Source organism: Bradyrhizobium guangxiense, assembly GCF_004114915.1.
Taxonomy (GTDB): Bacteria; Pseudomonadota; Alphaproteobacteria; order Rhizobiales; family Xanthobacteraceae; genus Bradyrhizobium; species Bradyrhizobium guangxiense.
In genome coordinates this window covers 693,606-705,956 of record NZ_CP022220.1, presented here as the reverse complement: position 1 = coordinate 705,956, position 12,351 = coordinate 693,606, and the positions used below count along the sequence as shown (strand labels likewise).

5 protein-coding genes and 1 pseudogene are annotated in these 12,351 nt (G+C 57.5%); 2 read left to right on the top strand and 4 right to left on the bottom strand.

Annotation, left to right across the window (positions count from 1 at the left end; genetic code table 11):
* Window positions 1-30 precede the first annotated feature (30 nt).
* On the top strand, window positions 31-1,005 hold the full coding sequence (locus X268_RS37830; protein ID WP_128930193.1) for a pectinesterase family protein: 975 nt from the start codon (window positions 31-33) through the stop codon (window positions 1,003-1,005).
* A gap of 213 nt (window positions 1,006-1,218) precedes the next feature.
* Here the strand turns inward: X268_RS37830 and X268_RS37825 are convergent, their stop codons facing one another.
* Window positions 1,219-2,328, bottom strand: coding sequence for a glycoside hydrolase family 28 protein (locus X268_RS37825; RefSeq protein ID WP_232995663.1), 1,110 nt, complete (start codon window positions 2,326-2,328; stop codon window positions 1,219-1,221).
* 1,642 nt (window positions 2,329-3,970) lie between these two features.
* On the opposite strand from X268_RS37825, the gene X268_RS37820 reads away from it, so the two are divergent.
* The gene (locus X268_RS37820) at window positions 3,971-4,582 is read left to right on the top strand and encodes a hypothetical protein (RefSeq protein WP_128929914.1); all 612 of its coding nucleotides are present in this window, start codon (window positions 3,971-3,973) and stop codon (window positions 4,580-4,582) included.
* Window positions 4,583-6,704: 2,122 nt separating this feature from the next.
* Here X268_RS37820 and nifA read toward each other — a convergent pair.
* The 3 genes and pseudogenes from nifA to gmd all read right to left on the bottom strand — a co-directional run bounded on the left by nifA (window position 6,705) and on the right by gmd (window position 11,785).
* On the bottom strand, window positions 6,705-8,420 hold the full coding sequence (gene nifA / locus X268_RS37805; protein WP_128929911.1) for a nif-specific transcriptional activator NifA: 1,716 nt from the start codon (window positions 8,418-8,420) through the stop codon (window positions 6,705-6,707).
* Window positions 8,421-9,784: 1,364 nt separating this feature from the next.
* Window positions 9,785-10,734 (bottom strand): annotated as a pseudogene (locus X268_RS37800) (GDP-L-fucose synthase family protein).
* On the bottom strand, window positions 10,715-11,785 hold the full coding sequence (gene gmd / locus X268_RS37795; RefSeq protein WP_128929910.1) for a GDP-mannose 4,6-dehydratase: 1,071 nt from the start codon (window positions 11,783-11,785) through the stop codon (window positions 10,715-10,717). Before gmd ends, X268_RS37800 begins: the two are co-directional and overlap by 20 nt.
* Window positions 11,786-12,351 lie beyond the last annotated feature (566 nt).

The window sequence follows — 12,351 nt, the reverse complement described above, 5'->3', positions numbered from 1 at the left end:
AAGCCAAAACAGGAGGAGATCGAGTTGAAGATGGTGTTGTGCGTCGTCGCATTAATGGCAACGATTGCGAGTGTTCGCTCAGGCGATGCCGAGCAACTGAAGGTATCGTTATCTGAAAAGGGCGCGTATAGGTCAATACAAGACGCGGTAGACGCGCTACCTCAGGCTGGTGGAAGTATAGTAGTCGCGCCGGGTACCTATCGCGGAAAGGTTAGAGTGACGAAACCCAATGTCAATATCAAGGGCGCCGGTGGTGGGCCGGATGAAGCGGTGATTGTCTACGGTGATAGCGCCGTCACTGCGGGTGGGACTGTCCGTTCCGCGACCTTAGATGCGTCGGGCGATAACTTCCGGCTCGAAAATCTGACTGTTTGGAACGACTATTCTGCCAATTCGGGCAATCCAGCATCTCAGGCAGTGGCACTTTCTGTCACCGGCGACAAGGATGTTTTTGCAAACGTCAGAATACTTGGTGCGCAAGACACATTGTTTGTCAACAAGGGGCCGAACAGGAACGCCAGTCGTCAGTTCTTCGTAAACTGCTACGTCGAAGGCCATATCGATTTTATATTTGGTAACGCCAAGGCCTACTTTAGGCAATGTGAGCTACACGGTGTTGCAAACCACGCAGTCGTCTATACCGCACAAAGCAGAGCCTTCCCGGACGAAGACAGCGCCTTTGTGTTTGATCATTGCACGCTGACAGCCGACAAGGGCGCGCGCGACATTGCTCTTGGGCGTCCATGGCGTCCCTATGCTGCGGTGATCTTCTTATCGTCGCAGATTAATGCGCCGGTCATGGCTGAGGGGTGGGTGGAATGGGACCCGGGCAAGAGCCGCCGCTTAATGAACGCCTACTATGCTGAATACAGATCCTCCGGTACTGGTGCCGATCCTAGAGGAAGAGAAAGATATGCGCGCCAGCTAAGCGATCGGGAGGCAATGCAATGGTCGCTCCAGACATTCTTCTCGCACGATACGAGCTGGATCCCGCAAGCGCGATAGAACGCAGCGGGAGTGCCCGCAATAGCAGCGCGCCGGTGCCGATTAGCGACAGGCCTGCAGACGGGCTGTCTTGGCGGGCCCGAATTGGGACCATCTGTGTGGGAGCGTGAGTATCAGGAAGCACTGGTGCGAGTTGCGTACCAAGCACGGCGGGTACGAAGCTGACCGCAACCATGCAATCCGGCTTTTACACCGGCCAATCCTTTGTGATCGTCAGCGATCGATTGGAGCTGCGGCCCGAGGGTCGCGCTCAATGCCACCGTTTTTGCTACTGGTGGCTTCAGGGAACGGGCGGAAGGCAACTACGCACGGGTTCGATGCGCCGTAATGTGGAGTAGCGGCGGCACCTGGCGGAGATGGAAATACATTGACCGCGGTCACTGTTGCATTCTCCACTTGCCAAGTTGCGCGGGGAGAAAAGCGCACATCTTCCATCGCAATATCGAGCGGATGCTGTTGATCAAAGCCTCGCATTACGAGCGTACCATCAGTCCCATAGACGTGCCTTAGGACGATCTGTTGATAAAGTGGCAAGTTATTGCCAGCGAAGGGGCCGTAGCGCGTGTCGAAGTGTATGGGCCATTTGTTATTTCTCATACATATATTCTCGTAATTAACCCGCTCAACTAAGCCGCCTCGGCTGGGATCGCTTTTAATGCGCAGACCAAATGTCGTGCCGTCCAAGGTCAGGTTGCGAACCAGCACGTCACTGACACCGGAATTCAGTTCGCTACCAATCGACATGCCGTGCCCCCAGCCGAATTGGTTGTCTAAAATGGAAATGTGGCGTGCAGGGCCGCTTGTGCCAGCCTTGATCGCGATATTGTCGTCTCCGGTGCGGATAAAGGAGTGGATTATCGTCACATCCTCGCTTGCGGCTGGGTCTATTCCGTCGGTATTGCGGGCATCAGCGGGTGTATCAATGATGACCGCCCAGATGGTAGCACGTTCCACGTGGCTCATCGCAATGTGAAAGTTTGCTGCGTTGCGCAAGGTGATGCCATGAACAGAGACGTCCTCAGCACGGTCCATTTGGATCAATCGAGGCGCGTTTTGTTTTGCGCCCTCACTTTGTGCACGACGGGCCAGTTGCCACCAAGTCTCAGCCGTGCCCGCCATCAAGGTCCCGCCTCCGCCGTCTATTGTACCGTATCCATAGAGACCGCCGCCTTTAGTCTTCGTGAAACTGATGAGGGGCCGACAGCCATCACCGCTCCGATCGATGTGGCCACAGCTTCCCGAGCTCTTTTGGTATGCTTTTGGGTCGGCTACAGCCGTCAGTATCGCGCCCCCAGCGAGCCACAGTGTTGTGCCGGACTTCATTTCGATTGGACCCGAAAGGAACGGCCCTGGGCCTAGATATACGGCGGCGCTTGGGACGCAATGGTCTATGGCGGCTTGCAATCTGGCAGTGTCATTTCCACCTGACGGGTCTAGGCGCGCGCATACCCCTTTAGGCGCGGCCGGTTCGCGAACATTGCGGCGATCCTTTGCCTGAGACGCGGCGGAAAGCAGCCCGACCGCAAGTATGAAAACTGCGGCTAGGTAGCGGAAACGGGCGGCCATTGCCACTCCATTGGTTTCATAGGCAGGCAAGTGCGGGCGGTCGCTACGGCTGTGCAAGTCTCGTAACCTGTAGATGCGGGTGCAATTGCCGCGTGGTGAAACGGATGGCCATCCGGCGGAAGTGCGCTGGTGGAAAGCGACGACCGCAGACGTCTCCCTATTCCCGGAGTCGAACGAAATCGCTGGCGGGTCATTTAGCCATCCGAATGTACTGCTACGTCCGCATACTATGACCGTATTTGCCTTTGTCTTCCGGTCTGCCCGTCGCAGTCACCCGGAGGGTACGACCTATTTACGCAATTGGCTTGCATCGAAGTCCCTCAAGTGACCGATCAGAAAACAGCTGGGTCGCGCCCCGCGCAGCTTGTCGAATGCCCGTCTCGCGTATGCGCGTTTGTCCGAGCTTAGTAAAATTGAGTGTTTGGATGGGGCCCATTTAAATGATGGATCGTAGCCACTTTGGCTTTTGAGGCGATGATCGGAGGGGCGATCCGATGGTGGAATGGAGCCGGGCGGGAATGTAGCAGTCACGAACGAACGCGGAGATATACACGCGGTGCATCGGCACGAGTCTCCTCCTGACGATCGTGAACGAGCTCGGCAGGGTGGTGGACAAGCTCTCCATCAAAGCATTGTAGAAGCAGTCGCCCTTGTGGCGCGTCGATCGGGTACAGCCCGCAGCCGCAGGGCTCCGCACGCGATATGTGGAACGTACTGCTCGCTCCGACCTCAATCATGGATCAGTCCGTCAGAGGCTGCTGGCGGATCGTCGTTATCACAGCACAGGGGAGTTAGCCCGCATGTGATAGCACATGGGCCGATCGACCATCTTGCGGCCGAACCGGTCGGTGATGGCGGCGCGATACAGCCGGCACTCGACAGGCGGGATATAGGTGATGTCAGCCAGCCAGAGCCGGTGTGGAGCTGTGGTGGTGAAGTCGAGCGCGATCAGGTTCGGAGCGATCGAGAGATCGTGACGAGTTACGTTGGCGCGGACAGGAGGTTACGGCCCTAATCGCTCGAATGCGATTGCGGCGGATCAGAGCTACGGCCAGCGCCGCTCCCTGCGTCCGTAGAGCGCCTTGGACCAAACACTGCATAGCGCTGGCCATGCTCGCAATGCTGCACCACCATTTGTTCTGCCATATTTGCAAAAAGCGTGTCTTGGGGGAAAGGCAGACGCGAGCGGGTGGGAGGAGGCGTTCGCTGCATGGCCTCGATGTCAGTGCGGCCGACCAATTCAGAATATGAATGCGCTCTATCAGAACAATCGATTTCACTGATGTCGATCAAGCCTGGTACTCAGGTCGCAGGGGCCGCATGGCGTGCGTTATACGCTGACTAGCCGTTTCACTCACGGCGCGCGTCCTGGTACAGAACCATATAACGGGTGGACGTGATGATGATGATGAACAGTACCAGAAACTCGACCTCGGCGGAACAAATCAGCATGGGAGATCAGGCCTTAACGTTGTGGTTGCCGAAACTGAGGCACTATCTGTCGTGGTGGCGACTGTTTACAAGCCCCTTACCTTCCCGGCGGCCCCACCTCGAATCGCTTGCTGACCCGCCTGATGCGGCTGACCCGAGCGATTCTCAGGAACGTCTCAGGCAAAATATCGAAGCGCAAGTTGCGGAGATTGGCAGGTTAGTGGGCGGAGGTGAAGCGCCAGGCGAAGCAACCCGCCATCTCACTGAGTTGACAAATCAACTCATACTCGCGCAGCTCGGGATTGTTTCCAAAGTCAAATGCGTCACTACTGAGGCGACGGATCGCTTCGCTAACCGTGCTCCGGTAGAAATGAGCGACATCTATGAGCCGGAAAGGCTCTTGAGATTGGGCCATCTTTTTGACAAAGCGGTATCGGCGTTAACTCCGAGTTTGCGGACGCAATGCCATAGAACAGATATAGCTAAACTTATCCTCGGCCGGACATCTGAAACCAAAGTCGAGTTTAATCGTTTCATCAAGTGCGTCGCTGCGATTGCTGCCGCCGCCGAAGAGATGTGACTGTACCTAACATCGTTTCCGAAGTAGCGCAGCCGCGATTGCTCGCGTTGTGAGGAGATGCCGATGTGCTCGGCTTTGACGTTTTCTGTTAGTCGACTGGGCAGGGCGGGTTGCAATCGCATAGTGTCGTAGCGGGCAGACAACCTTTCTGCGCTCCGGTGCTGCGCATGTTGGATCGCCGCCTCCTCCCTGGCTCTCTGGAGAATCGCTTCAGAGCGGACGGCCGTACGCCCGCTCATGGTCTATGGATCGGAAACCTCGCAGTATTGCCATCAGGAGAGAAGCAAGCGGAGAGCAAAAAAAATAAATATCCATGTCGCAAGGCAGTACAGTGCGGCGAAGCGCCATACTCCCGCTCTGAATCGGCGGCGCCAATTCACAAGTTGCGGCGCGCAACCGCTGAAGCGACGGCCGCGGACAACCTCGATCATCTCTCGATAGCTGTCAAAAGCAAAATACGAGCGATTGTTTCGAATGTACGTTATCCGCTCTTGAGGGGAAAGGCACAATTGCCAGACGTACTGCGCCTCCTCGCGCACACTGTCAGAACGTGGCTCGTGCCCACCTGAGTTGTAAGCACGCCGATCAATGGAGAGTGGCGATGGAAGTTGACGCGATCGCGTGCTCCCGATGAACGTGAATTTCTGCTGAAGCATCGAAGTGTCCCTTTCGCAATTCGGCGAATGATGCGTACAACGTGACGTAACGAGAGAATCAAGAAGATCCTGCGCAGATCCAACGGATCAGCTGTGCGCTCTGTCCACGACCCGCGCCGATCTAAGTGTAGGTCCGAGCGAAAGGGCATTGCGAAAAGCGGGCGCTATAGTCAGGCCAACGTGGCCGGTGCTGGCTGTTGATTGCGAGATACAGCTCCCGAGGCAATGATGGTGGCCGTTGAGAACTCTCTGAGGTGCCGGCTCGTTGAACCGGGGCGGCGAGTGTGGGGCGCGGGCACGGCTGCTTACAAATGTGCTCAGTTGGTTAAGAGAGGGGTTGAATCGGACGCAGCGAGAGATTGTACGATGTGAAGCAAATGAGCAGTTCGAGACGAGACGCGCGAGGCCGCAATGGTGTTATCTTTGGGCGATGTACCGGGCATCGTGAGCCAGATCGGGCGGCTCCACAAACAGGGGCGCTGCTCGTGGTTTGGATTGGCCGTGCGGTCGATAAACCGGGATCAATGAATTGATGGTCATCGTCCGTGCAGATGGATTCAATCAGGTTACGATGGCCCACTAAGCAACCGTTCGAGCCATACCCTCTCGGTAGCACTCGAAGTCGTCGACTTGCGACCTACAAACGTTATAGCACACCGTGTCCACCTAAGCCGACCTACCTTGAGAGGATATCATGCGTCGAAGGCAGCTCAACTCATCTTGCTGGAGCGACAGATTCAAGTACTATATGCTAACGGTTAGTATTGTTGCCGCGCTAAACTCGTTGTCATTCATGTACGCCAAAGCCGGCGGGCCTCTACCCACGGAACAGGAAAAGCAGGCGTGTATCGCCGACGTCTTTCGGCTCTGTAGCGCGGCCATACCTGATGCGAACGCAATCACTTCGTGTCTGAAGTCAAACGTGGCCGGTGTGAGTGCGGAATGCCGCTTGGTTCTGTCAACCCGCGAGCGGCCGAGTGGTGTATCAAAGTGAGCCGGCGATCATATAGATTGTCGTACGGTGTTGGCGCTGGCTGACACTAAGTAGCGCGGTCGGTTACGTCCGGCGTTCGACGCACGGTGAGCAGCGTGTCCAGGAGATGTACGTGGCGTCGGATTGCAAGCGAGTATCCAGCCTAAGGGGCCTGATGTATCGTCGAAGTAAAGGCGCCTGGCGGAGCGAATTCATTGAACCAGTGTGGTCGGGTGCTAGATGAGCAGAGTCGCTAAGTGGTTAGTCAAGGTGGGCCGCCACACGAAAGCATCAGATGAGCAACGGTGTGAGCTGTCGCTGGCGCACCGTGGTGTAGATGATCGGTTGAACTGCGCCTCTGCCTTGAAAGCGGTCTATCTTACGAGAAGCATCCGGCGGAGTCTGCGTGTGATTTGCTCGTGCCTTAGTGGCCCGGTAAGCTGAAGCGTGAACCTGTGCTTTCAAACGATCCCCCGGTTGCAGTCAAGGGTGATTATAAGTGCTTTAGCTCGACTCCGTGTTTTTTGAGTGCGTAGCCTATTTGGCGCGACGTCAGTTTGAGTAGCCGTGCTGCTTTCGCCTGTACCCAGCCCGCCCTTTCCATGGCCGCGATAAGGTGCTCGCGATCAATTATTCGCTCACCTCTCGTAACCTGCAGGTGCGAGAGCGTGGTTCCGTGAGCGGGTTCGGATGAAGCATCGCATGGCCCCGTATGCGGCAGCGGTTGTGACGGCATCGATAGCGGCTGCTTACTCTTCCAAAGTCGAGCGGAGAAGCAACCATCGGATTTGCAGGCGAAATCGCGACTGTTAATCGCTGGACCGGCCGCCATGGTGGCAGTCCGCTGAACGCAATTGTGAAGCTCCCTAATATTGCCGGGAAATTCGCAACTTTTCAATACGTCGAACGCGCTTGGTTCGAAAGTCAACGAGCGCTCGTTTTCGGAGTTGAACGTGCGAAGAAATTCAGTAGCGAGCAACGGAATATCGTCGCGGCGCTCACACAATGGTGGGACAAGCAAAGGGATGACGCTCAGACGGTAGTAGAGATCCGCGCGAAATTGTGTCTGCGAAACGGCGACCTCTAGATCCTTGTTAGTCGCTGCTATGAGTCGAACGTCAACTCTTATCGTGTGTGTACCGCCGACTCTCTCAAATTCCTGCTGTTGTAGCACTCGCAGCAGCTTCGCTTGAAAAGAAGGTGAGATTTCACCAATCTCGTCGAGAAACAGCGTGCCTTTGTCAGCCAGCTCGAAGCGCCCTTTGCGCGAATTGATGGCTCCGGTAAAGGCGCCCTTCTCGTGTCCAAACAGCTCAGATTCCAAAATAGTCTCCGATAATGCCGCACAGTTTAGTTTGACGAATGGGCGGTTGGCTCGGGGCGATAGGTCGTGGATCGCTTGTGCAGCAACCTCTTTTCCGCTACCGGACTCGCCTCGCAAGAGTATCGTTGCATTTGATTTAGCGACCACATTGATCTTGCGGAGGAGCTTGCGCAGGGCCGGGCTGCGACCAACTACGCCAGGTAGCGTTAGGTTGCGGTCCGCTTCGGCTTGATCATCCTGCGGCAACGTTGTCTGGTTGCCATCGGTCGCAAGAGGCGGCTCGCTGTCATCGTGGGCCGTGGAGAGGTATGACCTCAGAAAGTGGCCGAGCATGTTCGCGATAGCGAGGAGAAGGGTCACGTGTGAATTGGGATCTAACGATGGGGACCCGTCCCGGAACAGCTCGGCCGAGAGCACCCCGACGGTCGTGCTCTCGACAGCGATTGGAACGGCGATGAACGACAATCGACTATGTGCCGTGGCGTCAGATGAACCTGAATCGCTTGTGGTCTGGGAATTGTTCGGTTGCGTAGGGGTTATTATAAGGGGTGTGGCCGTATTGAGCACGCGCTCGACAGCTCCTTGCGGCAGGCGGAGTCGAAAACGCTGATCGCTCCCTTCAGTCCAGCCCGCGCCCACGGCAATCGCCGGAGCGTTGTGACCGGCATGCAGACAGACCACACAATGTTGCATCTGAAGCTGAGACTGTATTAACGCGACGACGGCCTCCAGCCGAAGCTCGAGCCGAAAGGGCGCGGCGAGTTGTTCCGCTATGCGCAGCAGGATCTCAGGCACTTTCGGGTGTGCCCATTGAGCGTCGCTGCGAGAGGCCTCCGCTCCCGGTGACTTGAACTGTGATGTTGAAGACAAAATGTCGCTAGTCATATTGTCCGGTTTCCGCCGATCGTTGTTACGCCGGCCGTGGCGCCTGCGCTGTCGCGGACCTAACAACGTTTCGTGCAGCGACGACAAGGCCAACCATGATTAAAGAGTCAGCCCTGGACGAGAGATTTGCTCCGGTGCAGCGTCGCCAGTTTGAATATGTGAGGTCCTTTAACGCAAGGAGTGCGCCATATTGGCGCATCTTATGCAAATGATCCTCGAGTGCTTTCAGAGATAGCAGGTCGTCTGTCGTCCATGCCGGTCCCTACTGCGGGCAGCATCTAGGCTCAGGTGAACAGGTTCGGCGAAGCTGCGAGGGCCGCCATTTCCGATTGGTGACAATCGGACTTCTTTCAAAGTCGTGGTCATGCAGCTCGCTCCGCTCGTCCTGGACTGGTGTACCGATGAAGGTGCCACCGCAAATCGCTTTCAGCGCGCTGCTGCCCATTGGGAGGGCTGCGAGAGGCGCGGCATGCGAGCTCAGCCGTAGTCGGGCAAAAGTGCGTTCGGACGAGGTCCGGGTACTGTGATTTACGCGAGAACAATGGCCGTAACAGCTGTAGAGGCAGCTGTAGGAGCCGGGACGTTTCGCTCGAGACACGTAATCAGGCACCAGACTGGTTTGCGAGGTCGTCGTGCTCCTTGACCTCCTTTGGCCGCAGCGCGTCGCTCCGACGCTTAAAGCTGTGCCGGATTCGCAGGACGCTGACGAAGCATTCGCAATGGCCGGCTGACTCGGTCGCCTCGAGCCGTCAACACCGCGCCCGTAAGCGGTGGTTTCACGGTCGGAGGCCTATTGACGAAGCATTGGTGCCGTCGACCTAGAGTGATTTACTGACAGGCTGCATGCAAAATGGCAGAGTGAGGCGGTCGGGCAAAGGCGCTTTGCGCGGCCGGTGACGCGGTCCTCCGCGTGTTCGCTCAACGGCTTGATGCGACTGATCCCGTGTCTCCACTGGAGGGCGCCCGGTATGTCAGCATGGCCGATTACGAAACGTCCGCTGACGAGGGCCGTCAGGGCGGTTGAGTCTGGAACCGGCACGTCGCAATGGCGAGAAGGTCAAACGAGGGAGTGTAAGGCGATGGTGCGCGTTGGTCCGCAACCACGGAGCGCCTCTCATTGCTACTACCGTTGCCAAGAAGCGAATCGCAGAGCGGCGTCTCAGGATAGAGCTCGTCCGCGGTTCCACCCTGAGGGGGTGCGTCATGGGACAGCAGGACGAGTCGAACGACACCGAGACCCAGGCATCACGCGATAGAATGAGCGCCTAGATGATCGTGAGCATCATCGCCACGACCGCGTGGCAGCCTCGTGTGGCATGTCGTTCCTGCTCCCTGCGGCTAACTCCTGCTTGTGGTAATCGTATCTAGGTTTGCGGCGGGAGCCGAGTGAACGCCTGATAGGATTCATAGGCGCGCATCAAGCCGTCGCGAAGCGACGTCGTCGCCCGCTAGCCGAGCTTGTCAAGGCGGCGGAGATCGAGCAGCTTGCGTGGCATGCCGCCGGGACGCGAGGTGTCGAAGCTGATCTCGCCTCGATAACCGATGACCTCGGCGACGAGGCGGGAGAACTCGGCGATGATGATGTCCTCGCCGCTCCCGATATTGACGAGCTCGGACTCAGAATAGCGCTTCATCAAACGGAGGCAGGCATTCGCCATGTCGTCGACATAAAGGAATTTGCGCGTGGCAAGCCGGTGTCCCTGACCACAACGTTTTTCGCGCCGGCAAGCGTCGCTTCGTGAAAGCGCCGGATCAGCGCGGCTACGACGTGGCTGTATTCTGGATGACAATTGTTGCCAAGGCCGTACAGAGTAGTCGGCATTACACTGACGAAGTCGCTGCCATACTGGCTGCGATAGGCCTCGGCCATCTTGATCCCGGCGATCTTTGCATGGCGTAGGGCTCATTGGTCGGCTCCAGCTGGCCTGTGAGTCCTCGCGAAGCGGCTGTGGCGCCAGCTTCGGATAGATGCAGGAGGAGCCAAGAAACATCAGCTTCTCGGCGCTATTCAGATGCGCGCCATGGGTCACGTTCGGCGCGATGGCAATATTATCGTAGATGAACTCAGCGCGCCGCGTATTGTTGGCGAGGATACCGCTGACTTTGGCCGCGGCAAGGAAAAACGACTTGCGGCGTCTTCTTTGCGAACCAGTCGAATACGGCGGCCTGGTTGCAGAGGTCGACCGTGCCGGTCGACAGTCACAAGTTCAACCTCCTCCTGCGCGAGCCGGCGCGCCAGCACGCTGCCGACCATGCCGCGATGACCGGCGACGTAGACGCGTGTGACCTTCAGCTCAAAGGAAGTGGCTGCCATTGTCGGCGTCCCGTTTTGCTTCGGCCAGATCACTCGCCATCATTTCCTGAACCAGTTGGACAAAGCTCCGCTTTGGCTTCCACCCGAGCTTGGTGCGCGCCTTGCTGGCATCGCCGACCAAAAGATCAACCTCGGTGGGGCGAAAATAGGTCGGATCGATGCGGACCACGGTCTTGCCGCTTCTAGCGTCGAGGCCGGTTTCCTCGACGCCCACGCCCCGCCATTCGATGCGGCGGCCGACCTGCGCGAAGGCCAGCTCGACCATCTCCCGCACGGAATGCATCTCTCCGGTGGCAAGCACGAAGTCGTCTGGCTTATCGGCCTGCAGGATCAAATGCATGCCCGCCACATAGTCGCGGGCATGGCCCCAATCCCGCTTGGCTTCGAGATTGCCAAGATAGAGCGCATCTTCCAGGCCGACCTCGATGCGCGCGACGGCACGCGTGATCTTGCGGGTCACGAAGGTCTCGCCACGGATCGGGCTCTCATGGTTGAACAGAATACCGTTGGAGGCGAACATGCCATAGGCTTCGCGGTAGTTTACCGTAATCCAGTAGCCATACAGCTTTGCGACGCCATAAGGCGAGCGTGGATAGAATGCGGTCGTCTCCTTCTGCGGAATCTCCTGCACCAGGCCATAAAGCTCCGAGGTCGAAGCCTGATAGAACCGCGTGTGCCTCTCCATTCCAAGAATGCGGACTGCTTCCAGGAGGCGCAGCACCCCGATTGCGTCCGCATTAGCGGTATATTCCGGGCTCTCGAAGCTGACGGCAACATGGCTTTGGGCGGCGAGATTGTAGATCTCAGTCGGCCGGATTTGCTGTATCAGGCGGATCAGATTGGTCGAATCCGTCATGTCGCCGTAATGCATCAGGAACGGGACCTTGCCGACATGCGGATCCTGGTAAAGGTGATCGACGCGCGCTGTGTTGAACGAGGACGAGCGGCGCTTGATGCCGTGCACAACATAGCCGAGCGACAGTAGATAGTCGGCGAGATAAGCCCCGTCTTGCCCGGTTACGCCGGTGATGAGAGCGACGCGCTCAGCCATATTCACAAATGCTCCCAAATGCCTCAGGGGCCTACCGACTTCCAGCAACGGCCGAAGCCTGTCCCTCTGACATATCGTCCGGCGTGGTCAACCTACTATGGCGCTAGTGCTCATATTCCGGGGAAGTGTGGCGGCGCGCCCTGGCTCCACCATCTCTCAGCCGTGGAGAAGTTGGCAAGGCGCTGTGTGGTGAAAGCAGCAAGGAATACCAAGTACGTTGGGGCCTGAATTAACGATCCTGGGAGGCCTGCATCCGGCATCAACCCGCGCGAGGTGAGCTCGGCGCCCTTCCCTCGTGTGCATAGAGAGGTCCAGCACAATGTGTGACCACCTTATCTCCAGGTATGGGCATCGGTAACTCATTTGAGAAATCTACTCCCGCCGCACCTTCATCCGCAGCACTCGCCTTCACCAAACAAGGTGCTTGGGATACGAACCGAGCCGGCTCCGTCGGAGAACGGCATAGGTCGGTGAGACATTACGACAGCAGTGTCGCACCCTCGCTTCGCGCGGAGTCCATTGGATGGCTTCGAACCGATGTCCAGATATGGCACCGAGGCGTTGTA

Excerpts from the sequence above, each read along its gene's own strand:
- X268_RS37825 (WP_232995663.1), bottom strand. The coding sequence starts at position 2,328 with ATGAAGTCCGGCACAACACTGTGGCTCGCTGGGGGCGCGATACTGACG.
- gmd (WP_128929910.1), bottom strand. The coding sequence starts at position 11,785 with ATGGCTGAGCGCGTCGCTCTCATCACCGGCGTAACCGGGCAAGACGGG.
- X268_RS37830 (WP_128930193.1), top strand. The coding sequence starts at position 31 with ATGGTGTTGTGCGTCGTCGCATTAATGGCAACGATTGCGAGTGTTCGC.
- X268_RS37820 (WP_128929914.1), top strand. The coding sequence starts at position 3,971 with ATGATGATGATGAACAGTACCAGAAACTCGACCTCGGCGGAACAAATC.
- nifA (WP_128929911.1), bottom strand. The coding sequence starts at position 8,420 with ATGACTAGCGACATTTTGTCTTCAACATCACAGTTCAAGTCACCGGGA.